The organism is Pseudoalteromonas sp. 2CM39R, assembly GCF_023161845.1.
The window spans coordinates 79,740-105,903 of sequence record NZ_JALNTM010000002.1; the positions used below are offsets into that span (position 1 = coordinate 79,740).

Below are 26,164 nucleotides of genomic sequence, written 5' to 3' on the forward strand. Positions count from 1 at the left end.
TACTACTACAAGGAAGAAACATTGCATCACTATAGTTTTGTAGCGTCAAATAGTTTAGATACTAATATGTTAAATAACTTAGAGTCTCGGTTTGAGTTGCAAGAATCTGTATGCCTGAATAATTTAGAAGAGCTCAAATTATTGCTTGCAATGCACGGGCTGAGTTTAAGCAAAACAATTAATCTCGATTTTATAGATATAGAACATTGTTGGTTAGTAGAAGGGGCCTCAAAAGAAATTGCTTATTCTGACTTTGATGACTTTTACCAGCATTGGTTAGGTGTATCTCACAGAGAGTCAACGATGGATGAATACGGTCAGTTAATTTATTTAAACTCTTTTATGAATCGCTTTAAAAAAGCAAAGTTTAAACTTATATGCCAAGAGATTAAGGATCAAAAGCTATCTTAATACCATGCTAGGTTGGCATGCTAAGAAGCTTGTAATGGCACATGATAAACTTGTGTTGGGTGATGCTCATTTGTTCTTAGAGAAGTATTTTGAATGGTTAAATAACAACAAAAATTAGCTCGTATATTAATGACAAAGAAACTTATATTATTCATATCACTGTTTGTTCTTGGTTGTTCACCGCTTTGGGAAGAACCTCCATATCAAGTCTATTTTAGTGATAACTCAAAAAAGTTAGGCTACTCGCTTGGTGAAGGTGCATTCATTGGACGTATAGATGAACCTAAATTGATTGCGTCTAACGATAAATACATTTCGGTTTTGGCTTGCCCTGAAAATATCTGTTCTTACTTTTATATTGATAAAGTGAACGATCATAAATATGCAGAACATAATGAGTTTGTTTTTGGGCCTTACACTAGAAATGAATTTACAGCTTTAGAATTTCAACTCGCTTTACCTAAGCTTAAGTAAAAATTTACTTCTAATATTTACTTTGCTTTAGTTCATCAGACAGTTCATGTTCTGACGGCGGCGGTGATTGCGGTGGCGGAGATTAGGAAAAGTAATTCCATTTGCCATCATTGATTTAGTAAAACATCTACAGATGGTTTTTAGCATGATTAATATAAAAATTCGAATAGTGGAAGGCGTAAAAGTGCTTTTCTTTTCTTTCAGTATCGCTTAGTTTTAATACACTCAAGGTACAAACTTCCCCGATGGCTAAGGAGAGTCATAAATGAAACTTGCTCAATTGAATATCGCTCTTGCTAAATATCCATTAGATGCGCCAGAAATAAAAGATTTTGTTGATAATCTTGATTTAATAAATGGCGTTGCTGAAAGCAGTGCTGGTTTTGTATGGCGATTAAAAGACGAATCTGGTGATGCCACAAATATTAAAATTTTTGATGATCCGAATATGATAATCAATATGTCTGTGTGGGAAAGCGTTGAAGATCTCAAAAATTTTATGTTTCGTACTCACCACAGAGATTTTATGCGCAGAAAAGGTGAATGGTTTCACCGCTTAGCAGAAGATAGCTATGTTTTATGGTGGCTTGAAGATAACCATATTCCAACCCCTCAAGAGGCATTAGAGAGGTTGCAGTATCTGCGAGAAAACGGCGACACACCACATGCTTTCACATTTAAAAGCAATTTTACAGCTGAAGAATTTAAAAAATAAATAACAATTGACTGCGATAAAAATAAGGAAAAACTATGCATGTTGTATTAGGTGTTTTAGGTATTGTAGTGACCATTTTGGTGTTACTGAATCGACTTCAAGAAGGTGGGATAGATATTGGTTGGTTGAATCCTTTTAGCTGGCACCGACGTCGTAAGTTCAGAAAACACCATGATTTAAATCCTGCATTTAAGTTAGATTCACCGATGGATGTGGCTGCGTTATATATGGTCGCAGTGGCCAAAATAGATGGAGAAATGAGTAAAGAACAAAAAGAAAAAATTTTAGCTCTTTTTAACAGTGAATTTCATTTAAGTATGAAAGAAGCAACAGATTTATTACGCTCAAGTGTGCATTTATTAGGGCATACTAGTGACGTTTACGATAAACCTCACAAAGTTATTGAGCGATGCTTAGATAAAGTAACAAAAGATCAAGCAGTTTCAATTTGTTATCTCGTCGATGAGGTAGCTAATGTTGAAGGTGAACCGACGTCTCAGCAAAGAAAGCTTGTTGCAGAGATAAAAAATGCATGCCCTCAGGAGGCCGCAGGCAAGTGGTAATTAATCCACAAAACCAAACAGCTGAAAATTATAATGACAATTATAACCCCTTAACTGATTTTGAAACGTTTTAGTGAATATCGTGAAGATGTAACAACAAATCTAATTTTTAAAGGTGTTTATAAGGGAGTTTTTATGAAAAAACAGTTATCGGTGGCTTTTTTGGTTTTATCGTCTTTTGCTAACTCAACAACGTGGGGAGAGTTAGAAGTAGATGACCCAATAGTTAAGGATGCAAAATGCAAGGTTGCTGAGCCTGCAAGCTATGGTGGTTATATTTACAGTTGGCCATCAAAATATGACCAGGTGTTTTGGCCACATACGGATAGTAATGGCATTTGGTTTTGCGAAACATCGGGTTTTATAGCTTTAATTGGTGATTTTGACGAACTTAAACCTGTAGAAATTGAGAGAATATCGGAATTTCTTTCGTCTCAACACATTTCGAAGCCAACTCTAGAGCAAAAATTAGCTTTGCTCGAGCAAACTTACGCACTTCGCGAAAAAGATGAATTTTTTAAAAATAAGTTACTAAGAATCCTTGCTCGTTGGCAGCAGTCTTTAGGGAACCTTGATAAGGCAAATAATTATCGAGCTAGAGCATTTAAAGATATTCAACATGCCCTAAATGGAGATTTAGATGGATATAAACGACTTGAATATCTTTATCTGGCGACTAACTACTCAAAACAGTTTGCAGAGCAAAATAAAAATGTAGATTACTTAGACGATTTGGAAACATCATTGAAATTGGTGACTGATCCTGAGTTAAAAGGCTATGCCGGGTACTTGTCGGAATTGATAAAAGACAGCACATATATCAACGAAGGCGGGAAACTCGACCCTGACTTACCGAAACAGTAAAAATTAGAATAAACATCAAGGATGAGCTAACAGTTGAGGGACACGACCATGATAAAACGTAACAAAGCTAATACTGGACTACTTTTTTGTATCGGTGCCGCTATTGGATTTTCGATCTTCATTGCATATCAGCAACTGCTTATAGGTCTTTTATTTGCTGTAATAAGCGTTAGTGTTGCAATCTTAATTGTTTCAAATAAATGGCTTAACTAATGCTTTTCTGGGTGATGAAAAATGAATTTATCTTTCACTACGAAAAGATTAAATGTGATTGAAATAGACGCAAGCTCGTCAATGGTTGAGCATCATCAATTAACGATTGCCTTGCCGGCGATATTAACCCCCGCTGTAGTTGCTAATTTACCAGGTTATTTTCAAGGTATTGATTCTATAGCTGCTGCAGAAAAGTGGTTGGCTAACATGCTAAACGAGTGCAGCTTATTAATGGTGCAATCTCAACATCAAGAAGTTGTTGGGCTTTTATTTATATATACCGAAAGCCATGATGCTCACATAGGTTATTTATTAGCTGAGCAGTACTGGGGGCAGGGCCTTGCATTCGAGTTATTGCAGGGATTTATAAACCTCGCTGGTACTAAGTCACACTGGCATAAACTCATCGCAGGTGTTGATGAATCAAATACACCATCAATTAAACTTTTAAAAAAATTGGCTTTTGAAGAGCAAGCATCTAAGGAAAATGGCATGTTGTTTTATGAATTTAATTTAAACCAAGGCAAACTATAATGACAATAACCGCATTTTTAGTTAACTCGTTTAGTGCAAATAATACAGGCGGCAACCCAGCAGGGGTTGTGTTGAATGCAGATAAACTCACAAACGCAGAAAAACTGACGGTTGCAAAAGAAATTGGCTTTTCAGAAACCGCATTTGTGGCGCAAGATCATGAAGTTGACTTTGCTGTGTCATTTTTTACGACAACTGAAGAAGTTGATTTTTGTGGCCACGCAACCCTAGCGGTGTTTGCTACGCTCTTCGAACAAGGGTTATTAAAACCTGGTTATTACACTCAGCGAACAAAAGCGGGCTTGTTAGGCGTAACAATTGCCGAAGACGGTCAAGTTACCATGGAGCAAGCCTTGCCAAAATACTTAGGTAATTTTGCTTATGACGACATTGCAGGCTTATTAGGGCTTGATGAAACGACTCTGGTAGAAACAGGCTTGCCAATCGATGTAATAACTACAGGATTGCCAGATATTATAGTCGCTGTACCGAATGGCTACTTAGGTCAAATTGTCATTGATGAGGCAGCGCTTAGTGAGTTCTGCCAACAACATAACGTGATAGGTGTGCATGCCTTTGAATTATGTGAAGAGCAAAGTGAGCTGACCGCAAGTTGTCGTAACTTTGCGCCTTTGGTTGGTATACCCGAAGAGTCAGCAACCGGTAGCGCAAGTGGTGCGCTTGCATGCTACTTATCAAAACACGTATTTGTACAGCAAGAAAACCATTTCAAGTTTGAACAAGGCCGAGCAATGGGGTGCAGTTCACATATTTCTGCCAGTGTTTATTCGGATGAGCAGGGTGTTTATAAGGTTCTTGTAGGTGGCTATGCCAATCACCTAGGTACTCAACAGGTTGTTATTTAAAAGCATTACATACAAAAAAGCCGCGTTATATAACGCGGCTTTTTTATTAAGCGACTAAATTAATCAGCCGCTAAGGTTTTTGCCATATCAGCACGGGCTCTACCAGCAGGTTTAATTGAACCTGCTCGAAGGCCGCTATCTGGAATAGCTGTACGCTTGTCATGGGCCATAGCTGCTGGTGTTGGCTCTGGCTCACTATCTGCAACTGGCGTAGGTTTTGCCATTGCAGCGCTTGCTGAACCTTTTACTAAAACAGTTTTTTCATTTTTAGCAGGTTCTTCAGCTTTAACTGGTTCTTCAGCTTTCACTGGCTCCTCAGCTTTCACTGGCTCTTCAGCTTTCACTGGCTCTTCAGCTTTCACTGGTTCTTCAGTTTTAACTGGCTCTTCAGTTTTAACTGGCTCTTCAGTTTTAACTGGTTCCTCAGTTTTAACTGGTTCCTCAGCTTTCACTGGCTCTTCAGCTTTCACTGGTTCCTCAGCTTTAACTGGTTCTTCAGCTTTCACTGGCTCTTCAGCTTTAACTGGTTCTTCAGCTTTAACTGGTTCTTCAGCTTTAACTGGTTCTTCAGCTTGCACTGGCTCTTCAGTTTTAACTGGTTCTTCAGTTTTCACTGGCTCTTCAGTTTTCACTGGTTCTTCAGTTTTAACTGGTTCCTCAGTTTTCACTGGTTCCTCAGTTTTAACTGGTTCTTCAGTTTTAACTGGCTCTTCAGTTTTCACTGGTTCTTCAGTTTTAACTGGCTCTTCAGCTTGAACTGGCTCTTCAGCTTGAACTGGTTCTTCAGTTTGAGCTTGTTTCGCTTTTAGCTCAGCTTCATATTCAGCAGCAGCTTGATCGGCAACAGGAATAAATGCTGGCGCATCAGCTTTCTCATCAGTTGATTTTTCATCGTGCTCAGGGCGACGGCGACGTTGACCAGCTGCACGTAAATGACGAGGTGAACGACGAGAGCGTGTACGAGGTTGAGCTTGTTCTTCATCAGTTGATGATTCAACTACCGATTCAGTTTGCTCTGCTTGTTTAGGCTCAGCGTCAGCTTTTACTGGTTCTGCAGGTACTTGCTTTTCAGCAACTGGCTGTTCTGCTTGTTCAGTTTCAACTGCTACTTTTTCTTTTGCAGGCTTAGCTGGTTTTTCAGCTTTAGGTGCTTGCTCAGTTGTTTCAGTCGTTTGTACTGCTTTTGCTTCATCTGCGCTTTCATCTGTTACGCGAACTTTTTTGCGTAAGTTGCGACGTTGACGACGAACCTTAGGTTTAGTTTCCTTTGGTTGCTCAGATTTCGTCTCTGGTGCAGTGTCTTTATTCTTTTGTTCTACATCATCATTACGTTTTTCATTACGTTTTCTGTTGTTAGAATTACGACGACGTTTGTTGCGATTCTCGTTACCTTCTTTTTGCTCAGGCTTATTTGAAGTATTTGTGTTTTCTTCTTTAGCTTGTGCATCGTCAGGACGTTTATTACGAGAGTTGCGACGGCGTTGGTTGTTGCTACGACGACGGTTGTCGTTGTTGCGACGATTATTGCTACGTCTTTGTGCTGCTTTTTTCTCTTCTTGCTCTTTTTCAGCTTCTTCTTCGGCATTGCTGAATAACGACTTGAAGAACTTACCAAGTGCAGCAAATAATCCACCTTCTGACTTTTTAGCCGCAGGAGTCGTTTGCTCAGCTTTTGGTGCAGCTTGAGGTGCAGGTGTAGTAGGCATAACAACACCTTTAAGAACCGGCTCTTCACGAACTGGTGCTGAAGGCGCTTTAGCCATTTCAAATGCTTCTGGCTCAGGAGCAACAACTTGCTCGTAGCTTACTGTTTCGATTGTTTCGTCTTTACGTAAGCGAACTACTTCGTAATGTGGCGTTTCCATGTGTTGATTAGGAATGATCACAACATCAACGTTATGGCGCTTTTCGATGCGTTGAACACTACGACGTTTTTCGTTTAATAGGTAAGCGGCAACAGCCACAGGCACTTGTGCATTTACTTGTGATGTGTTGTCTTTGATTGCTTCTTCTTCGATTAAACGAAGGATAGACAGTGCAATTGATTCGTTAGAACGAATCGTACCTTGACCATTACAACGAGGACATGGACCTTGGCTTGCTTCACCTAATGAAGGGCGTAAGCGCTGACGCGACATTTCAAGCAGACCAAAGCGTGAGATCTTACCAATCTGTACACGGGCACGGTCAGGGCGAGCTGCGTCTTTTAGACGATTCTCTACTTCGCGTTGGTGTCGTGGAGGTGTCATATCGATGAAGTCGATAACAATAAGACCACCTAAGTCACGTAAACGTAATTGACGGGCAATTTCGTCTGCAGCTTCTAAGTTGGTATTAAGTGCTGTTTCTTCGATATCACCGCCTTTAGTGGCTTTAGATGAGTTGATATCGATAGACGTAAGCGCTTCAGTTGGGTCAATTACAATTGAACCACCTGATGGTAAGCGAACTTCACGTTGGAAAGCTGACTCAATTTGGCTTTCAATTTGGTAGTGGGTGAATAGTGGTACATCGCCCTGATAAAGCTTAACGCGGCTCATGAAGTCAGGACGGAAACGCTCAATATGCGCTTTCGCTTCTTCAAATACACGTGCTTTATCAATTAAAATTTCACCAATATCACGACGTAAATAGTCACGGATTGCGCGGAAAATTACGTTACTTTCTTGGTGAATTAAGAACGGAGCAGGGCCGCTATCAGCAGCTTGCTGAATCGCTTGCCAATGCACTAATAGTGCTTTTAAGTCGTACTCTAGTTCTTCAAATGATTTACCAACACCTGCAGTACGAACAATTAAGCCCATGCCTTTAGGTAGTTCTAAACGGCTTAGTGCTTCTTTAAGTTCAGTACGCTCATCCCCTTCGATACGGCGAGAAATACCACCGGCACGAGGGTTGTTAGGCATAAGTACTAAATAGCTACCTGCAACGCTGATAAAAGTCGTTAACGCAGCGCCTTTTTGGCCACGCTCTTCTTTATCAACTTGCACAATGACTTCTTGGCCTTCTTTGATCACGTCACGGATATTTGGACGACCTTGGAATGTATAGCCTTGTGGGAAGTAGGTGCGAGCTATTTCTTTAAGAGGAAGGAAACCGTGTCTCTCAGCGCCATAATCAACAAAGGCAGCTTCTAGTGACGGTTCGATACGGGTAATTTTACCCTTGTAAATATTTGCTTTTTTTTGTTCGTGACCTGGGCTCTCTATGTCTAAATCATACAGGCGCTGGCCATCAACCAGTGCAACGCGCATTTCTTCTTGCTGCGTCGCATTGATTAGCATACGTTTCATATTGTTACTCTACTAATTCTGTCGCTGACATGACGATATAAACTCGTCTGTTCAGTGGTTTCTGACGGTTGTTTTTGTGCAGTCTCACGACTGGGTAAAGTCAAAACCTGAAGTTGTTTGCTTACATTGAGCATCACTAAGTGTGGCTGACAATAACATGTTCTCACGTTATTAAATTCTTATAGGTGTCAAAACTGCCGCCAATTCTGCGGTTTTAATGTACGAGTTTTGTCCCGAAGTCGACCATGTTCAAATTTTTATTCAATGTCTTGCTACAACAGCTGCTTCTGAATGACGTTGCTACGTCGTCACTATCAGTCAATTTATCTTGTTCAATTGCTTTTTATGTTCATTAATCAACATTCGTGCTCAAATTATTCAGGCAATATATTACGCGCATCGCCGATAATTGAACGCTCGTGTTGGCTGGGTAATTATAAAAGCTTTGGAAAACTTAGCGCGGATCTGTATGATCGGCAACCCAGAATATGCTTCACGAATGTATTAATGTGATAAAAGCACCGTTGTTACTTGCAAACTTTATGTTCGCGACGGTGATTATCCCACTATTACCGTCGCGTTAGCAACTAAATTATTTACTTAAATCAGTGATTAGGCAATGTCAGAAAAAACCGGCTTACAAGTTTCGTTTGTTACCATAGGTGAAGACCATCTAGGTCAACGTATTGATAACTTTCTTATTACCCACCTAAAAGGTGTGCCTAAAAGTGCAGTTTATAAAATCCTTCGTAAAGGCGAAGTGCGAGTAAATAAAAAACGCATAAAACCTGTCTACAAACTACAACTAAATGATGTGGTTCGTATTCCACCTATAAAAGTGGCCGAAAAAGAAGAGTTTGTGCCAAAGAAACTCGATAAAGTAAAACAACTTGAAGACGCCATTTTGTTTGAAGACAAGTATTTAATGGTGATCAACAAGCCTTCGGGTATGGCTGTGCATGGTGGCAGTGGCCTAAGTTATGGCTTAATTGAAGCACTTCGCGTACTTCGCCCTGAAGAGCGTAGTTTAGAGCTTGTACACCGCCTAGACCGTGACACATCAGGTTGCTTGCTTATTTCTAAACGTCGTTCAGTGTTAACTGATTTACATAAACAGTTACGTGAAAAAACCATGGAGAAAAACTATTGGGCATTAGTTGATGGTCAATGGGATTCTAAAACGAAAAACGTTACCGAAGGACTTCGTAAAAACACCTTGAAGTCTGGTGAGCGTGTGGTGCGTGTTGATAATACCGAAGGTAAACCATCTCATACGCGTTTTCGTGTGCTTGAGCGATATGCTGAGTGCTCATTAGTGCAAGCGTCGCCAGTGACTGGCCGTACTCACCAAATTCGTGTGCATACGCAATGTAAAGGTCACCCAATTGCGTGTGATGATAAATACGGTGTTGCAGAGTTTGATCAATACGTGAATAAGCTGACTGGTTTAAACCGTTTGTTTTTACACGCTCATGATTTACGTTTTATGCATCCTAAAAACGAAACAACTATGCATGTTGAAGCACCACTCGATAATGCACTTCAAAACTGTATCAAAAAGCTACGTGCCGATAATGAACAAGTTTAAGCTGGTTATTTTTGATTGGGATGGCACAGTGATGGACTCTGTGCCAAAAATTGTTACCTGCCTGCGAAATACTGCGCGAGACTTAGGTATTCCTGTTCCAACAGAGCAACAAGCAAAAGACGTTATTGGTTTGTCGCTGGCAAAAGCCACTGAAGTACTTTTTCCGGCGCATTTACATTTAAACGACGAACTCGTTGCAGGTTATAAAGCACAGTACCGTGAGTTAGATGTAACACCTACACCTTTATTTAAAGATGTAGAATCCGTTTTGAAGCAGTTAAGTGATGCAGGTATACAATTGGCTGTTGCTACCGGTAAAGGACGTGAAGGTATCGATAGGCTTCTTAATGAGTCAGGTCTTGGTCAGTACTTTTTGAATGTAAAATGCTCAGATGATGCTGAGTCTAAACCATCTCCAGATATGCTTGAGCAAATATTGCACGAGCAGGGCATAGCAAAAGGTGATGCTGTGATGATTGGCGACAGTCAACTGGATATGGCAATGGCTAATGCTGCAGGTATTGCTTGTATTGGAGTGAGTTTTGGTGCCCATAGCCCGGCGCAGTTGCAACAACATACGCCGTTATGTGTTGTTGATTCATACCAACAACTTTTGCAGGTTTTAACTACGCCCCTTGCAGCGTTAACACGTCAACACCAAACTCAGCCAGCACTTTAGTTAATGTGATCAGTGGCAGGCCTATCAATGTATTAGGGTCATCGCCACTGAGCTTTTCAAATAAACAGATGCCTAATCCTTCACTTTTAAAGCTGCCTGCACAGTTGTATGGCTGCTCAGCATCGCAATAAGCATTGATCTGCTCATGTGTAAGGCTTTTAAATGTCACATCAAATGGCACCACGGTGGTAATTGCTTTATCGCTTTGTATATCAAATACACTTAAACCCGTTAAAAAGGTCACTGTATGGCCACTAAACGATGATAGCTGCTTAATGGCATTCTCTTTAGTATGAGGTTTACCTAAAATTGTATCGTTGAATACCGCAACTTGGTCAGAGCCGATCACCAAACCGTCACTAAAATGTTGTTTGGCAACTCGGGCTTTTTGCTCGCTTAAACGAGCCACTAATTGCTCTGGTGTTTCAGCTGCGATAGGGGACTCATCAATATCTGGAGAAAAACTTTGAAAAGGTAAGTTAAACTTAGTTAATAATTGCTGTCTAAATGGTGAGCTTGACGCTAATATAAGTGTTGGTTTCATAATAAATTCTGGATGAAAATTGTATTTTGCCAAGGATAAGCCACAATGAATCCGAAAACAAAGCAGAAGATCGTTAAAAACCTACCAAAATTGGTTTTTTACTTTGACTAACTTACTAACTATCTATATGATGCAGCCCCTATGCAAAAGGTGAAAATTCCCATCACTCTTCATCCCAGCAAAGCAGCTCAACATCGTTTAACGTATGACGGTATTGTCCCGCTTGAAAAACTTTCTCGTTTAGAGCAAGTTGTGCAGGAGGAAGCAGGTGAAATAGCGGTAAAGATTCATTGCAAAATTGACGAGCAAGGTTTAGTGGTAATAAGTGGTAACTTATCAACACATGTAACTGTAACTTGTCAACGCTGTAATGGAGAATTAGGGTTGGATTTGGAACAAGACTTTGTGTATTCGCCAATTGGTTTGGATGCAGAGTCAGATCATCTACCTGAAGGTTACGATGAAGTAGAGCTGGACGAAAACGGTGAAATCAACGTATTTGAGTTAATCGAAGACGAACTGATTTTAGCTATTCCAATAGTGCCTACACACAACGAAGCTTCATGCAGTTATTCATCAGAGCCTACTAGCTTTGGTAAATTAGCAGCAAAAGATGACAAACCAAATCCATTTGATATTTTGAAACAACTTAAGAAAGATTCTTAGGAGAAGACTAATGGCTGTACAAAAAAGCAAAAAGTCTCGTGCAAGACGCGGCATGCGCCGTTCACACGATGCGATCAGTGGTCCAACTTTAACTGTAGATCAAGTTTCTGGTGAGACTCACCGTCGTCACCACGTAACTGCTGACGGTTACTACAAAGGCGTTAAAGTAATTTCTAACTAAGAGATTGCTATATGCTGACCAATCTAACCATAGCGTTAGATATGATGGGGGGCGATTACGGCCCCCGTTCATCTATCCCCGCTGCCGTGCAAGCGGTAAATGCTAATACCAACTTAAGACTCATCTTATGTGGTAATCAGCAAGTTATTCTAAAAGAACTCGAAGCACTCGATTCTGTTTCACACCCTCGTTTAATTATTCGCCATTGTAGCGAAGTCGTCACAAATGCGTGTGAACCTGCTTCAGCGGTTCGTTCTAAAAAAGATTCATCAATGCGAGTTGCCCTCGATTTAGTTAAATCGGGTGAAGCGCAAGCGTGTGTTAGCTCTGGTAATACAGGCGCTTTATTTTTTATGGCGCATTATGTATTAAAGATGCTTCCAGGCGTAAAACGTCCTGCATTAATCTCTGCTGTTCCAACCGAACGTAAAAACCCTGTTTATTTACTTGATTTAGGCGCTAATGTGCATTGTGACGCACAAACCCTTTATCAATTTGGCATTATGGGTTCTGTGGTAGCAGGGCAGGCACTTGGGTGTGATAACCCAAGAGTTAGTTTATTGAATATTGGCTCTGAAGACATCAAAGGGCATGAAGGAATAAAACAAGCTGCACAGTTAATGCAGCAGTGTGAATATCTCAACTACACAGGTTACAGTGAAGGTAGTGATATTTTCAGCGGAAAAGCTGATGTTATTGTGTGCGAAGGATTTGTAGGTAATGTGGCATTAAAAACCTGTGAAGGTATTGCCAAACTGATCATGCATAAACTCACCAAAGCCTTACACAAACATTTCTTATACAAAAGTTTAGCGTTTTTATTGCGTCCAGTGATAAAAAAACTCTACAAGCGGGTGAACCCCGACCAGTATAACGGCGCAAGTCTGGTAGGATTGCGCGGTATTGTTGTTAAAAGCCATGGCAATGCCTCACCAAAGGCGTTTCATGCTGCTATTGATGAAGCCGCGCGGGAAGTCGAACGCCAACTCCCTGAAAAAATCGCTGCGATTTTTGAGCAAACACATCCAACAACAAAGTAGTGCAGCATATCTAAAACTTGTTATGCTGCCTGCTACAGAATATTTTTTTGTTTAATTATAAGAGCAAAGTATGGCACATAAAATTGCACTCGTATTTCCAGGTCAAGGCTCACAAACTGTGGGCATGTTATCTGAACTATTAGCTGATTCACAAATTGCTAAAGCAACATTCGCTGAAGCATCTGAAGCTCTTGGCTATGATCTAGCTGCACTTGTACTAAATGGTCCAGAAGAAGAATTAAATCAAACCCATCGTACACAACCAGCACTTCTTACTGCTAGTGTTGCTATTTACCGTCAATGGTTAGACGCAAACCCTGATGCCGATGTTGTTATGGCTGGTCACAGTTTAGGCGAGTACTCAGCATTAGTTTGTGCTGGCGTTGTAAGCTTAAGCGAAGCCGTTAAACTAGTAGAAAATCGTGGTTTATATATGCAAGAAGCAGTACCTGCGGGTGTTGGTTCTATGGCTGCAATCATCGGCTTAGGTGACGACGAAATCAAAACAGCGTGTGAAGCATCAGCAAATGGTGAAGTTGTTTCACCAGTAAACTACAACTCACCAGGTCAGGTTGTTATTGCCGGTCACAAAGCGGCAGTTGAGCGTGCATCAGAAGCATGTAAAGAAGCAGGTGCTAAACGTGCTTTACCACTTGCAGTAAGCGTACCTTCTCACTGTGAACTAATGAAACCAGCTGCTGAAAAATTAGCTGCTGATTTAGCTGCTTTAACATTTAATACACCTAAGTGTGATGTAATCAACAACGTTGATGTAAAAGCAGAGCAATCAAGTGAAGCAATTAAAGATGCATTAGTACGCCAACTTTACAGCCCAGTACGCTGGACTGAAACTGTACAAGCATTAGTTGCGCAAGGTATCACTCAAAGCTATGAGTTTGGCCCAGGTAAAGTACTAACGGGTCTTGCTAAACGAATTGATAAAGCAATGGTATGTGGTGCGGTTAATACGCAAGCTGCTATTGATGAAGCGAAATAAGTAGGAATAGAATGACAAATTTATTTTCTCTTGAGGGCAAGGTTGTCCTAATCACTGGTGCAAGCCGTGGTATTGGTAAAGCGATTGCAAATACGCTAGTTGCACAAGGTGCAAAAGTAGCGGGTACTGCTACAAGCGAATCAGGTGCTGCTAAAATCAGTGAATACCTAGGTGACAACGGTAAAGGTTATGCCCTTAACGTTACAGATCCTGAATCGATAGAGGCGACACTTGCTGCGATCAAGGCTGATTTAGGCGATATCGACGTATTAGTTAACAATGCAGGTATTACTCGCGATAACTTATTAATGCGTATGAAAGACGGTGAGTGGGATGACATCATCGATACTAACCTAAGCTCAATTTTCCGTTTATCTAAGGCTGTTTTACGCCCTATGATGAAAAAGAAAAATGGCCGTATCATTAATATCGGTTCTGTAGTGGGCACTATGGGTAATGCGGGTCAAGCTAACTATGCTGCAGCGAAAGCGGGTGTAATTGGTTTTACTAAGTCATTAGCACGCGAAGTTGCATCACGTGGTATCACAGTGAACGTTGTTGCACCTGGTTTTATCCAAACAGATATGACAGACGAACTGACTGAAGACCAAAAAGCAGCTACGCTTGCAAATGTACCTGCAGGGCGTTTAGGCCAACCTGACGAAATCGCTGCTGCGGTATGTTATTTAGCATCTGACGCTGCTGCGTATGTATCAGGCGAAACATTGCACGTAAATGGCGCGATGTACATGGTTTAATGAAAGTTAGCAAAAATTTGCTAACGAAAGATTATCGAAAATTGTTGAATTTTTTGTGATCTTGCTTTAAACATACTTGAATTCGCTATTAAAATAAGCGATAAATGAACAAATACTATTCGAGAGGTTTGACCAGATAAGTAATTATCAGCAAATCCTTGAATCACAGAATTATGCGGCGTAAACTACGCCGCAATCTGAAAATAACGCATTGGCGTTTTTAATAAAGGAAAGAAGAATGAGCGACATCCAAGAACGCGTAAAGAAAATTATCATTGAGCAACTAGGTGTTAAAGAAGAAGAAGTAAAACATGAAGCTTCTTTCGTTGACGACTTAGGTGCTGATTCACTTGACACTGTAGAACTAGTAATGGCTCTAGAAGAAGAGTTCGACACTGAGATCCCAGACGAAGAAGCTGAAAAGATCACTACAGTTCAAGCTGCAATCGATTACGTTACAGCTCACGCTGAGTAATTTTACGCATTTTGATTTTAAGGGCAGCTTCAAGCTGCCCTTAGTCTATCTATAGAATGATACTAATAAATTTGGTATACACCCCACCTAAAATAATTTCCTTATTGGAGGCAACCCGTGGCTAAACGTCGAGTCGTCGTAACTGGCTTAGGAATGTTGACACCGCTAGGTAATGATGTTGAATCTACTTGGCAAGGTTTGTTAAACGGTAAAAGTGGTATTCAAACTATCACGCATTTCGATACCTCAAGTTTCGGCACCAAATTCGCAGGTTTGCTGAATGACTTTGATGCATCAGCTTACATGTCACCGAAAGATGCAAAGAAAATGGATTTGTTTATCCAATATGGCATTGCAGCGGGTGTACAAGCACTACAAGATTCTGGTCTAGAGATCACTGAAGAAAACGCCACTCGTGTTGGTGTAGCAGTGGGTTCTGGCATCGGTGGTTTAACTTTAATTGAAGAAAACCACATTAAATTATTAAATAGCGGCCCGCGTAAGCTTTCTCCGTTCTACGTGCCTTCGACCATTATCAATATGATTTCTGGTCATTTATCGATTATGCACGGTTTACGTGGCCCTAATATTTCAATCGTTACAGCCTGTACTACAGGTCTACATAATATTGGTCATGCTGCGCGTATGATTGCATACGGCGATGCAGATGCAATGGTAGCCGGTGGTGCTGAAAAGGCATCGACACCAATTGGTATGGGTGGCTTTAATGCAGCACGTGCATTATCAACTCGTAACGACGATCCACAAGCAGCATCTCGTCCTTGGGATAAAGACCGTGATGGTTTTGTTCTTGCTGATGGTGCTGGTGTTATCGTACTTGAAGAATATGAGCATGCTAAAGCACGTGGCGCGAAAATCTACGCTGAACTCGTTGGTTTTGGTATGAGTGGTGATGCATATCACATGACGTCTCCACCTGAAGACGGTGCAGGCGCAGCTCTAGCGATGGAAAATGCCCTAAACGATGCACAAGTTAATGCAGACCAAGTTGGCTACATTAATGCTCACGGTACATCGACGAATGCAGGCGATAAAGCCGAAACATCAGCTGTTAAAACTATTTTTGGCGATGCAGCGAAAGATGTGATGGTAAGTTCATCTAAATCAATGATGGGTCACTTGTTAGGTGCAGCAGGCTCGGTAGAGTCGATCATTACTATCTTGTCACTTGTTGACCAGAAAGTAAGCCCTACAATCAACCTTGATAACCCAGATGAAGGCTGTGATTTAGACTACGTACCGCACACTGCACGTGACGCTAAATTGGATTACGCACTATGTAATTCATTTGGTTTTGGTGGTACTAATGGCTCGTTGCTGTTTAAAAAGGTATAATTCTTTTTAACAACGGACTAAAAAGAAGAGCCCAGTTGTTTAACTGGGCTTTTTTGTATGAGTAAATTAAAACAAACAATAAAAATAATCACACCAGACACCACAATAAGCACGCAAGATCGTGGCTTAAATTATGGTGACGGCTTTTTTACCACAGCCTCTGTGGTGAATTCTGTCGTTAAGCACTGGGATTTACACAAAGCGCGTTTAGAAGAATGCGCGCAAAGACTATTTTTCCCCGAATTAGATTTAACTGCAATTGAGCATGAAGTAAATCACGCAATCAGTGATACACAAACCGGTATTTTAAAAATAGTTATCACCCGAGGTGCAGGTGGGCGTGGTTATGGCTTACCAGACAAACCAAGTATCCAAGTGCTGATCAGTATCATGCCTGCGGTTTCACATTATAAAAGTTGGCAGCAGCAGGGTGTAAACCTTGAAATCAGCGACGTGAAACTTGCACATCAACCTTTACTTGCAGGCTTAAAAACATTGAACCGTTTAGAGCAAGTACTTATCAAAAAGCAAATGAGCAGCCTTGAATGTGAAGAGGTTGTTGTTCTTGATTATGATAACAATGTGATTGAATGCTCTGCTGCAAATATTTTTGCTATTAAAGACAGTCAAGTTATGTCACCTAAGTTAGACCGCTGCGGTATCACTGGGGTTTATCTCAGCGCTTTATGTGATAAGTTAGCCATTGAATTTAAAGCAATCCAACTAGGTGAGCTTTTAGCTATGGATGCCGTATTTATGTGTAACAGTTTAATGGGCGTGGTTCCCGTTGCACGGATTGCTGATACACAGTTTGATATTGAATGCAGTAAAGCGCTATTAACGGCGCAGTTTGCCAAGGAGAGTGTGTGATAAAAGTCATTGTTAGCGTGCTGTTATTAGCATTGCTATGTTGTGGTATTGGCTATCAACAGCTTCAATCAGCATTAAAAATGCCGTTAAAGGTTGAAAACAGTACTTTATTTAAAGTAGAACGTGGCACTGGCTTTAATCAGCTTTGCCAAGCATGGCAAACAAAGCAGTGGGTTGATAGCTGTTTTAAATTTCAGGTACTTGCTAAATTAGATCCTACGCTTACTGATTTAAAAGCGGGTCTTTATGAGCTGGACACAAGCGCTGTTATTGATAATATTCGTCGTATCAATCAAGGTGCACAAGTAAGCTTTAGCTTCACAATTATTGAAGGTCAGCCACTTCGAGACGTTGTTGCTAATATTCAAAAGCAAGCGCATTTAAGCCAAGACTTAGATACAGAAAATTTAGCGACGCAGATAAGTAACTCGCAAGAGAATTTAGAAGGCTGGTTGTTCCCTGATACCTATCACTACCATAGCGAAGATAGTGCCAGCGGCTTATTAAAACGCGCATACAACAAAATGCAGCAGGAATTAGACACCGCATGGCAAACTAGAGCGCCAGATTTAGTATTAAGTTCACCGTATGAAGCGTTAATACTGGCTTCTATCATCGAAAAAGAAACGGGCCTTGCTTCTGAGCGACCATTAATTTCTGCGGTATTTACCAATCGTTTAAAAACGAATATGCGCTTACAAACCGATCCAACGGTTATTTATGGCATTGGTGCTGATTTTGATGGTGATATAAAACGAAAAGATTTAACAACCTATACTCCGTATAACACGTATAAGATAAAAGGCTTGCCGCCAACACCCATCGCCATGCCTTCGAAGGCTGCAATTTTGGCCGCGGTTAATCCACCTGAGTCTGAATATGTGTATTTTGTTGCGAAAGGGGATGGCAGCCATCAATTTTCGAAAACATTGCAAGAACATAATCGTGCGGTAAAGCAGTACCAATTAAACTAACAACCAGAATTGAGTCATATGACAGCGAAATTTATAGTGATTGAAGGCCTAGAAGGGGCCGGAAAATCAACGGCCATTGCCGTATGCCAAGCTTATTTAGAAAACAAGCAAGTCGATTTTATTAATGTACGTGAGCCTGGCGGTACAGCTATGGCTGAAGAGCTGCGTAATATCGTAAAACAGGCTCACCAAGAAACAGTGACGGGTGAAACAGAGCTATTAATCATGTATGCAGCACGCTCGCAATTGGTTGCTAATGTTATTAATCCGGCACTTGAAAAGGGCACTTGGGTTTTAGGTGATCGCCATGATCTTTCATCACAAGCATATCAAGGTGGTGGTCGTGGTATTGAACAGACTAAACTCTCTTTTTTAGCTGATATGGTGCTAAATGGTTTAAAACCTGATTTAACCATTTATTTAGACATTGACCCTGCAGTTGGGCTTGCTCGTGCAAAAGGCCGTGGTGAACTTGATCGTATCGAACAAGAAGCATTAGGCTTTTTTGAGCGCACTCGCACACGCTACCTTGAAATAGCTAAAACTGATAGCAGTATCAAAACAGTGGATGCAAACCAAACAATGCCTGAAGTACATGCGGCAATCACAACCGTGCTTGATAACTTTTTTGCAGGTTTAAATTAATATGCCTTTGCCGTGGCTTGAAGGGCTTTATCAGCAACTAGCGCAAAGTTTTGCACAGCAACGCTTTCATCATGCCCAGCTATTTAATGGTGATAAAGGTGTTGGCAAACAAGGTTTAGTCGATTCGCTCGCCGATGGCTTACTTTGTGCCTCACCTGTAAACTTAAAAGCCTGCGGTAATTGTAAAAGCTGTCAACTTAATCAAGCGGGTACTCACCCTGATAAACGCGTTGTAAAGGTGGAAGGCCAAACAATAGGCGTTGATGAAATTCGTGAGATCAGTGATTTTATCAACCATTCAGCAGCGCAAAATGGTAACAAAGTAGTTGTGCTTGAACAGTGTCACAAAATGACCACTGCAGCTGCTAATGCTTTATTAAAAACCCTTGAAGAGCCAAGTTTGCGCCGTTATTTATTGTTAACGTGCGAACAAACAGCAATATTACCTGCAACAATTTTAAGTCGCTGTGCCGTACACGAAATAAAGGTTAACCCTGAATATACGAAAAAATGGTTAGCATCATTAAGCATTGCTAATTATTCATGGTTAGAGTTGTTCGCTAGGCAACCTTTACTTGTTCAGCAGTGGCAAAATGACAACCAACTTGAAGCAGTCGATTCTCTTTATAAATTTGCAACTGAGATAAAAGACAGCCATAATTTCAGTGCGTTAGTCGACATCCTTAATAAAGATCATAGCTTGGTTAATGTATTTGCTTTGTTCTTAACAGAGCATCTTAAAACGCAATTAATGTTAGGAATGGACTTTTTCAATTATCAGAAAGCACAAACTGCAATTTCAGAGTTTCTTTATAATAACTCACATGTGCTTGGCTTGAATATGGAACTAGCCATTTCACAATTAGCGTTTACTTTACGTGAAAGCCAAAATTAGGAAGTATCGTGCAAGAATTATTAGTAGATATTGAAGACTTAGAAGAATTATATCGCTGTTACATGCCTTATCTAAAAAATGGTGGTTTGTTTGTTCGCACTAATATGCGCTTTGAAATGGGTCATTCACTGGCTTTAAAGGTCACATTACCAGATGCACTAGAAGATGATGTAGTAACGGGTAAAGTTGCTTGGATCACACCGCAAGGTGCACAAAGCTCAAACCCACCAGGTATCGGTGTTAATTTTATCGATGATAAAACCAATTTGAATGCGAAAATCGAAAAACTACTCGGTACTATGTTAAACTCCGGCAATCCGACCTATACCATGTAATAAAAGTAGTACCATGATTGTAGATTCTCATTGTCATTTAGATCGTTTAGATTTTGAAAAACTAGACTTAGACTTAGACCAAGTACTAGATAATGCTCGCGCTAAAAAGGTTGAACACTTTTTATGTGTAAGCGTAACTTTAGATCAATTCCCAAGTATGCTGGATAAAATTAAGAACTATCCAGATGTTTCTGCATCATGCGGTGTGCATCCACTCGATCAAAAAGACGCACTCGATAAGCAAAAGCTTATTTCACTTGCAAGCCACGACAAAGTGGTTGCTATTGGCGAAACGGGTCTTGATTACTATTACTCAAAAGACACCCATATTGTTCAGCAAGAAAGCTTTGTTGGTCATATCGACGTTGCCAATGAGCTAAATAAGCCGCTTATTATTCATACACGAGACGCTAGAGAAGACACTATTAACTTAATGCGCGCTCACAATGCCGAGAATTGTGGCGGTGTATTGCATTGTTTTACAGAAAACTGGGAAATGGCCAAAAAAGCCATTGATATGGGCTTTTATATTTCGATTTCGGGCATTGTTACGTTTAAAAATGCAGTAGAGTTAAAAGACGTTGTAAAGCAAATTCCGCTAGATCGCTTACTAATCGAAACAGATTCACCTTATTTAGCGCCTGTGCCATATCGTGGTAAAACAAATCAACCAGCCTATGTTGAAGATGTCGCTTACTACATTGCTGAGTTAAAAGGGCTTACTTTTAACGAATTAGCTGAAGCAACAACTAACAACTTTTATTCATTGTTCAATCAGGCTAAAAGAGCGTAATAGTGGACGGCGTATCGAACTTACCTCAGTTAGTTATGGGGCCAATGGTACGCCGAGCAGATGCAGGGCGAGTATGCTTTCAATTTGTAACCACTGAGCATTGCCAATACCGAATAGAGTTTAAAGGTGTTGAAACATTCTCTAGCTTAGAGTCAATCCAATTAGGACAACACCTTTACTTAAATTTCATTAATGTCATGCCAGTCAGTGGCCAGTTTGCAGTTGATTCACTGATCTATTATTCATTACATGATGAAGATAAAAGCCTTGATTTGTCGTCTTATTGCTATGAACGTGCCGAATCTCCGGCATTTGTGATCCCAAATCGACTCGATAGAATTCTTCATGGTTCGTGTCGTAATCCTCATCACCCTGCAAAAGACAGCCTTGTTGCTGCAGATAATTGGCAAAATGATCAGCGCCAATCGCTTAATGCAGGTGCTGACCTATTATTGTTATCTGGCGACCAAATATATGCGGATGATGTCGCAGGGCCAATGCTGCTCGCGATTGAAAAAGTGATTAGTCTATTTGGTGTGTTTCAAGAGCCAGCGCTTGATTTAGATTTACCAGAAGAGTTCGAGCAGCAACTTTATCAGCGCCATTTACACTTACCTAAAGTACCTTGGCAAAAACGGAGCAAATTTGGTGTTGGTTATTGGCTCAAAAAAGACGAGCCACACTTCTCAAGCTTAAAAGCTGAAAACCACTTAATTCATTTTCAAGAATTTATAGCGCTTTATTTATTAAACTTCAGCGCTGTTACTTGGCAGCTAATTGAGTTTGAATCAATTGAATGCCCAGCATTAGCCCCTAAATACGCTAACCTATTTAAACTTGAAAAGGACGCACTGGTTGGCTTTGCAAAGGGTCTTCAAAGTGTTGAAAGGTTATTCGCCAATGTGTCGACATTAATGATGTTCGACGATCATGATGTCACCGATGATTGGAACTTAACCGCAGGCTGGGAGCAAGCTATTTATCAGCACCCAGCTAGCCGCCGTATTGTAAATAATGGCTTAATTAGTTATTGGTTAATGCAGGGGATTGGTAATGATGCAGGTGATAAATCACTGTCTTTATTACCCAGTTTTAAACAAAGTCTTCAACAACAGAGCTGGCATTTTAAAGACTTTGATAAGCTAATACTCAATTTTAACCATTGGCATTACGAGCTTAATACCATCCCCAAAGTTGTGGTGCTCGATACCCGAACCCACCGCTGGCGCAATGAACAAAACTTCAATGAACCATCAGGTTTACTTGATTGGGAAAGGCTCACTGAATTAGAAGAAAGCTTATTGTCTCACGATAAAGTTATTATCGTATCTCCAGCTCCGGTGTTTGGTGTTAAATCGATTGAAGCAATTCAAGCGATTTTTAATTTTTGCGGGCAACCCTTGTTGGTTGATGTGGAAAACTGGATGGCCCATGAAGGTTCTGCTAAAAAGCTGCTAGATACCTTTCGCCGTGAAGATACACCAAAAGAAACCTTGATCCTCTCTGGTGATGTTCATTATTCATTTTGTTTTTCAGTTCAAAAGCGCTTTGGTAAACATAAAAACCGGATTTGGCAGTTAACCGCCAGTGGTATTAAAAATGAGTTCCCACGCAAACTTATTAATGTACTCGATAAGCTCGACTCAATTTTATATGCCCCGAAAAGCCCACTTAACTTTTTCACTAAACGTTGGCAGATGGAAGTTGATAAACACCAAACCATAGGCGAAGGGCAAAAGTATTTGGTCAGTAATGCGGCTATCAGCTTAATTGAGCTCAATGATGGTTTACTCGCTAAATATGAACTTATTCACGCTGATAACCAAATAACTGAATTTGATTTAAACGATAATTAATCGATTGCTTTGCGATTCTCCTCAACGTAGTCAGCAACATTACTTACTGTATCTAACCAAAAACCATTTTTAGGATCTTGTAGATAAACTATGAGCTGCTCTAGGGCGTCGGTGCCTGTAGTGTACTGATTTCGTTTGCCAATATCGTGGCCTGCCAGAATGATCCAACTATTGTTAGTTCGGTGCTGATCTATGTTTTTTTTAATTTCTTCGAAAGTAAGCCCATCAATGGGTAAACTGGTTAACTGCGAAAAGTCTGTAAAGTTGGGGTTATTCGACGTTTCGTCGAGCCAAGTTCTACCTGTTTTAAAGTGCTTGGCTATTAACGGTACATAACTTTTAGTATTTACACCACGGCCAACAAAGGTGTTACCGCAAGGGTAGGCAAAAGCGGTTGGTGTCACGTTGAGTGTGGCTTTTATATAGTCTTGCCCCTTTAGAATATCTTGCTCCATTTCTTTTAACGTAAATTGTTCAAGCGACACCCCAAGTTCACGTAGCCATTCAAAGTTGCCGGTACATAAGTGGCTTGCCGTATGATTAGCAATTTCGTGACCTGTTTTTACTGCCATTTGCCACTTTTCAACACGTTCTTTAACGTTAAAAGGAGATACATAAAATGTCGCTTTTACTTGGTACTTGTTTAAGAGCGCTAAACCGCTATCAACTTGGCTATGTCTTGCATCATCAAAAGTGATACTGACAGCATTTTTAGCCTTATTAGGGTAGTCAAAGCCTAGGTAGTCACTGCTTTTTGCCAGAGTTTGGCAGCTTATTAAAAATGGTAGTACGACGCACAAGGGTTTAAGCATAATCAATCCTTTATCATTGTTTTTACAATGAAATCAAAAAGGCTAATGCTTTGCTATGCGACTTTTGAATAAAAAAACGCCCAGAACGAATCCGCATTGTTCTGGGCTTAGGGGGTGGCTCGTGTGAGCCTGCGCTAACTATAAAAAAACACCTTCTAAATTCAGTAGGGAGAAGTAGAAAGTACTTTTAAGTGTAGTTAATCAGCAGGAAATTGCACGGTAAATGTACAAATTTTATACTAGTTTAAAATCAGTCTGTTACAGCTTTTTACCTAAATTAGTACCTTATTTATACAGTCTTTATGCGCAACTTATACCCAAGTTATCAACTGGGCATTTTGGACCAAATCACGAGGTAATGAGTTCTTAATTTTATTCTTTTGCCACTTACCTAGGCCTACCGGACAACCACATAACATTAAAACTACTTCACCATTATCTTGCGTTGGTTTTTCGAGTCGAATATCTTTACCGTTAAAGTAATCGTTTGCTTGGCAAGCAGACATCTCAAAGGTATTTTTATCGCAATCTTGGCCAAACACAGTGGCAAACTCGTGAGTTAAGCGAACTCCTCCTTTGTGGATCACACCAAGTTGAATACCTAAACGTGAGTATTTAATTTTATCTTGCAGTTCATCAAAACCATCTGGAAACAACCAGAGCTCTTTATCACGTTGCATTAACGTGCCTTTGAGTGATTTTAGACCGAATTGTTTTTTAATTGTTTGCATAAACGCTTGGCTTTGCTTTTTATCAAACTCAGCAAACGGAAATGCGCCTTTCTTAACTTTTTGATTTGGGTTATCGCTTGACGCTATTTTCTTAAATTTAGCGATGAAGAAACCTTCACTGTCGTAAGTTTGCGGCCAAACATGCAAATAACCTTCGCTGGTTGTCGCTTTGTCTGCACCATCAAACAGGCTATCGAGCGATTGTACTTCGATGCAATCAGGAAACTCTGCTAATAGATACTCACACACTTGTTGGTTTTCAAGCGGTGTTAAAGTACAGGTCGAATACACTAATGTACCGCCAGGTTTTAAGGCATAAAAGGCACTTTTGATAAGGGCTTTTTGTACAGCAGCTATATCAATATTAGATTCGATTGACCAATTCTTTAGGGCGTCTGCATCTTTACGAACCGTGCCTTCACCTGAACACGGGGCATCTAGCAAAATACTATCGAAACACTCATACATGTAATCCCCGAATATCACACCGTCAAAATGTGATAATGCACAATTACCTACACCCATACGTTTGAGGGTTGCTGCTAATACTTTTAAGCGTGACGATGACAACTCATTGGCAACTAACACACCGCTATTATCCATCATTGCGGCGATTTGTGATGTTTTTGAACCTGGAGCCGATGCCATATCAAGTACTGCATCGCTTTGCTTAACTTCGGCTCTCAGTGCTACCGGCGGTAACATTGAGCTTGCTTCTTGCACATACATAGCACCACTTAAGTGTAAATCAGTATTACCGATTGCAAGGGCGGCTTCTTCGTCGCTTGGGCGTGTTAGCCAGAAGCCTTCTTCACACCATGGAATTGCTGTTAACTCCCATCCTTTTTTGGCGCATTGACGCTGAAATTCATCGACTGACATTTTTAAGGTATTTACGCGAACAGATCGTCTCAGTGGGCGGCGACAGGCTGCAATAAAGTCGTCTAATGATAAATGTTCGGGAAGGTAGCTTTTTACATCATCAATAAATGAGTCAGGAATATATGTATTAGCGTCCACTAAATGGCTCTCACATCACGTAATAATAGCTGGATCATACCATTTATAGCGCTATCAGGGGATATTTTTAGCTTTTTAACAGTGATATTGAAGTGTCGACACATTGCCAATATAAATGTTCTTTATAGCCATTATTTTTGATAAATATCAATTTGTGTCGACATTTTGCTGGTTTTTTAGCCTGTTTATCCGATCTCAAGGTTGACACTTGCAATGATAGGGCGCATAGTGAACTCACGAATTGTCGACAATCTTAATTTAGTACTTTGATAGACCTATTATGACAGAGCAAAAAGCCAACGATAACTACAACGATATCACGATAACAACAGCATCAGACCAAGTGTTTGTCGACATGCGTCGTGAAATCGTCCAAGGCACCATTGAGCAGGGCAGCAAAATTTCTGAGCCAGAACTTGCTAAACGCTATGGTGTAAGCCGTGCCACCTTACGTGAGGCGCTAAATCGTTTAGAGAGCTGTTATTTGGTAGAGCGTAAAGCAAATGTCGGTTGCCGTGTTGTTGCACTAACAGCCGAGCGTTTAATCGAAGTCTATCAGGTTCGTAGTGCCTTAGAAGGGCTGGCTTGTCGGTTAGCTGCCGACAACATGGAACCTGAAGAAGTGCAGGGTTTAAAACAGTTATTGAATCAGCACTTACAAACACAGCGTGTAAAAGAAGGTGAATCATACTACCAAGAAGCGGGCGACCTTGATTTTCATTATCGCATTATTAAAGGGTCGAAAAACGCACACTTAATTCATCTTTTATGTAATGAGTTGTACCAGTTAATTCGAATGTACCGTGTACAAATGGGGATGGTTGGGCCACGTGTATCAAAAGCGTTTGATGAACACTTGGCTATTATTAATGCCATTGAAAACCATGACGGTGAATTAGCCGAAATGCTTATGAAGCGCCATATCAGTGCGTCTCAGGCAAATATTCAGACTAAGTTTGACTTACTCGCAGCAAAAAATTAGTAGCGCCTTAGTTAAACAGTCACAATTTAGATTT

Annotated in this window: 28 protein-coding genes; 24 read left to right on the forward strand and 4 right to left on the reverse strand. The window is 40.5% G+C overall.

What is annotated here, in order from left to right:
• Nucleotides 1-21: 21 nt before the first annotated feature.
• The 7 genes from MTF66_RS04385 to MTF66_RS04415 all read left to right on the forward strand — a co-directional run bounded on the left by MTF66_RS04385 (nt 22) and on the right by MTF66_RS04415 (nt 4,640).
• On the forward strand, nt 22-411 hold the full coding sequence (locus MTF66_RS04385) for a hypothetical protein (protein WP_248526533.1): 390 nt from the start codon (nt 22-24) through the stop codon (nt 409-411).
• A 129-nt stretch (nt 412-540) separates the two neighbouring features.
• Nucleotides 541-885: a hypothetical protein gene (locus MTF66_RS04390; RefSeq protein WP_054561353.1), complete on the forward strand. Its 345-nt coding sequence runs from the start codon at nt 541-543 to the stop codon at nt 883-885.
• Between the two features lie 265 nt (nt 886-1,150).
• Nucleotides 1,151-1,600, forward strand: coding sequence for a DUF3291 domain-containing protein (locus MTF66_RS04395; RefSeq protein ID WP_248526534.1), 450 nt, complete (start codon nt 1,151-1,153; stop codon nt 1,598-1,600).
• 35 nt (nt 1,601-1,635) lie between these two features.
• The gene (locus MTF66_RS04400) at nt 1,636-2,163 is read left to right on the forward strand and encodes a TerB family tellurite resistance protein (protein ID WP_248526535.1); all 528 of its coding nucleotides are present in this window, start codon (nt 1,636-1,638) and stop codon (nt 2,161-2,163) included.
• 135 nt (nt 2,164-2,298) lie between these two features.
• A complete protein-coding gene (locus MTF66_RS04405; RefSeq protein WP_248526536.1) occupies nt 2,299-3,027 on the forward strand; it encodes a hypothetical protein in 729 nt (242 codons plus the stop codon).
• Nucleotides 3,028-3,261: 234 nt separating this feature from the next.
• Nucleotides 3,262-3,774 (forward strand): GNAT family N-acetyltransferase, encoded by a 513-nt coding sequence (locus MTF66_RS04410; protein ID WP_248526537.1) that lies wholly within the window; start codon nt 3,262-3,264, stop codon nt 3,772-3,774.
• Nucleotides 3,774-4,640, forward strand: a complete 867-nt coding sequence (locus tag MTF66_RS04415; RefSeq protein ID WP_248526538.1) for a PhzF family phenazine biosynthesis protein — start codon at nt 3,774-3,776, stop codon at nt 4,638-4,640. The genes MTF66_RS04410 and MTF66_RS04415 overlap by 1 nt, the downstream gene beginning before the upstream one ends.
• Before the next feature lie 59 nt (nt 4,641-4,699).
• On the opposite strand, the gene rne is transcribed toward MTF66_RS04415, so the two are convergent.
• Nucleotides 4,700-7,933 carry a ribonuclease E gene (gene rne, locus MTF66_RS04420; protein ID WP_248526539.1) on the reverse strand — a complete coding sequence of 1,078 codons (3,234 nt, stop codon included), beginning with the start codon at nt 7,931-7,933 and terminating at the stop codon, nt 4,700-4,702.
• Between the two features lie 619 nt (nt 7,934-8,552).
• On the opposite strand from rne, the gene rluC reads away from it, so the two are divergent.
• Nucleotides 8,553-9,521 (forward strand): 23S rRNA pseudouridine(955/2504/2580) synthase RluC, encoded by a 969-nt coding sequence (gene rluC / locus MTF66_RS04425; RefSeq protein ID WP_054561362.1) that lies wholly within the window; start codon nt 8,553-8,555, stop codon nt 9,519-9,521.
• Complete coding sequence (locus MTF66_RS04430) at nt 9,508-10,200, forward strand: HAD family hydrolase (protein ID WP_248526540.1); 693 nt, start codon at nt 9,508-9,510, stop codon at nt 10,198-10,200. The genes rluC and MTF66_RS04430 overlap by 14 nt, the downstream gene beginning before the upstream one ends.
• On the opposite strand, the gene MTF66_RS04435 is transcribed toward MTF66_RS04430, so the two are convergent.
• Nucleotides 10,148-10,744, reverse strand: coding sequence for a nucleoside triphosphate pyrophosphatase (locus MTF66_RS04435; RefSeq protein ID WP_248526541.1), 597 nt, complete (start codon nt 10,742-10,744; stop codon nt 10,148-10,150). The genes MTF66_RS04430 and MTF66_RS04435 overlap by 53 nt on opposite strands.
• A 141-nt stretch (nt 10,745-10,885) precedes the next feature.
• Here MTF66_RS04435 and yceD point away from each other — a divergent pair, with 141 nt between their 5' ends.
• The 14 genes from yceD to MTF66_RS04505 all read left to right on the forward strand — a co-directional run bounded on the left by yceD (nt 10,886) and on the right by MTF66_RS04505 (nt 22,585).
• Nucleotides 10,886-11,410 (forward strand): 23S rRNA accumulation protein YceD, encoded by a 525-nt coding sequence (gene yceD, locus MTF66_RS04440; RefSeq protein WP_054554711.1) that lies wholly within the window; start codon nt 10,886-10,888, stop codon nt 11,408-11,410.
• A gap of 10 nt (nt 11,411-11,420) precedes the next feature.
• A complete protein-coding gene (rpmF, locus tag MTF66_RS04445; protein ID WP_036967969.1) occupies nt 11,421-11,591 on the forward strand; it encodes a 50S ribosomal protein L32 in 171 nt (56 codons plus the stop codon).
• 11 nt (nt 11,592-11,602) lie between these two features.
• Nucleotides 11,603-12,631, forward strand: coding sequence for a phosphate acyltransferase PlsX (gene plsX, locus MTF66_RS04450; RefSeq protein ID WP_054554712.1), 1,029 nt, complete (start codon nt 11,603-11,605; stop codon nt 12,629-12,631).
• Nucleotides 12,632-12,701: 70 nt separating this feature from the next.
• On the forward strand, nt 12,702-13,628 hold the full coding sequence (gene fabD / locus MTF66_RS04455) for an ACP S-malonyltransferase (RefSeq protein WP_058584895.1): 927 nt from the start codon (nt 12,702-12,704) through the stop codon (nt 13,626-13,628).
• Between the two features lie 11 nt (nt 13,629-13,639).
• Nucleotides 13,640-14,386: a 3-oxoacyl-ACP reductase FabG gene (fabG, locus tag MTF66_RS04460; protein WP_130051612.1), complete on the forward strand. Its 747-nt coding sequence runs from the start codon at nt 13,640-13,642 to the stop codon at nt 14,384-14,386.
• Between the two features lie 238 nt (nt 14,387-14,624).
• Complete coding sequence (gene acpP, locus MTF66_RS04465; protein WP_016707440.1) at nt 14,625-14,861, forward strand: acyl carrier protein; 237 nt, start codon at nt 14,625-14,627, stop codon at nt 14,859-14,861.
• 117 nt (nt 14,862-14,978) lie between these two features.
• Nucleotides 14,979-16,217 carry a beta-ketoacyl-ACP synthase II gene (gene fabF / locus MTF66_RS04470; protein WP_054554715.1) on the forward strand — a complete coding sequence of 413 codons (1,239 nt, stop codon included), beginning with the start codon at nt 14,979-14,981 and terminating at the stop codon, nt 16,215-16,217.
• A 57-nt stretch (nt 16,218-16,274) separates the two neighbouring features.
• On the forward strand, nt 16,275-17,087 hold the full coding sequence (gene pabC / locus MTF66_RS04475; protein ID WP_248526542.1) for an aminodeoxychorismate lyase: 813 nt from the start codon (nt 16,275-16,277) through the stop codon (nt 17,085-17,087).
• Nucleotides 17,084-18,061 carry an endolytic transglycosylase MltG gene (gene mltG / locus MTF66_RS04480; protein ID WP_248526543.1) on the forward strand — a complete coding sequence of 326 codons (978 nt, stop codon included), beginning with the start codon at nt 17,084-17,086 and terminating at the stop codon, nt 18,059-18,061. The genes pabC and mltG overlap by 4 nt, the downstream gene beginning before the upstream one ends.
• An 18-nt stretch (nt 18,062-18,079) precedes the next feature.
• Nucleotides 18,080-18,706: a dTMP kinase gene (gene tmk, locus MTF66_RS04485; protein WP_058584898.1), complete on the forward strand. Its 627-nt coding sequence runs from the start codon at nt 18,080-18,082 to the stop codon at nt 18,704-18,706.
• 1 nt (nt 18,707) lies between these two features.
• A complete protein-coding gene (locus MTF66_RS04490) occupies nt 18,708-19,601 on the forward strand; it encodes a DNA polymerase III subunit (protein ID WP_248526544.1) in 894 nt (297 codons plus the stop codon).
• Nucleotides 19,602-19,609: 8 nt separating this feature from the next.
• Nucleotides 19,610-19,936 carry a PilZ domain-containing protein gene (locus tag MTF66_RS04495; protein WP_054554720.1) on the forward strand — a complete coding sequence of 109 codons (327 nt, stop codon included), beginning with the start codon at nt 19,610-19,612 and terminating at the stop codon, nt 19,934-19,936.
• 13 nt (nt 19,937-19,949) lie between these two features.
• A complete protein-coding gene (locus tag MTF66_RS04500) occupies nt 19,950-20,729 on the forward strand; it encodes a TatD family hydrolase (RefSeq protein ID WP_054561371.1) in 780 nt (259 codons plus the stop codon).
• The gene (locus MTF66_RS04505; protein WP_374236798.1) at nt 20,729-22,585 is read left to right on the forward strand and encodes an alkaline phosphatase D family protein; all 1,857 of its coding nucleotides are present in this window, start codon (nt 20,729-20,731) and stop codon (nt 22,583-22,585) included. Before MTF66_RS04500 ends, MTF66_RS04505 begins: the two co-directional genes overlap by 1 nt.
• Here the strand turns inward: MTF66_RS04505 and MTF66_RS04510 are convergent.
• Nucleotides 22,582-23,397: a polysaccharide deacetylase family protein gene (locus MTF66_RS04510; RefSeq protein WP_248526545.1), complete on the reverse strand. Its 816-nt coding sequence runs from the start codon at nt 23,395-23,397 to the stop codon at nt 22,582-22,584. The two genes, MTF66_RS04505 and MTF66_RS04510, sit on opposite strands and share 4 nt — an antisense overlap.
• A 311-nt stretch (nt 23,398-23,708) precedes the next feature.
• Entirely contained in the window at nt 23,709-25,148 is a 1,440-nt protein-coding gene (rsmF, locus tag MTF66_RS04515; protein WP_248526546.1) for a 16S rRNA (cytosine(1407)-C(5))-methyltransferase RsmF, read from the reverse strand.
• Between the two features lie 280 nt (nt 25,149-25,428).
• Here rsmF and MTF66_RS04520 point away from each other — a divergent pair, with 280 nt between their 5' ends.
• Nucleotides 25,429-26,130, forward strand: a complete 702-nt coding sequence (locus tag MTF66_RS04520; protein WP_054561374.1) for a GntR family transcriptional regulator — start codon at nt 25,429-25,431, stop codon at nt 26,128-26,130.
• Nucleotides 26,131-26,164: the final 34 nt, after the last annotated feature.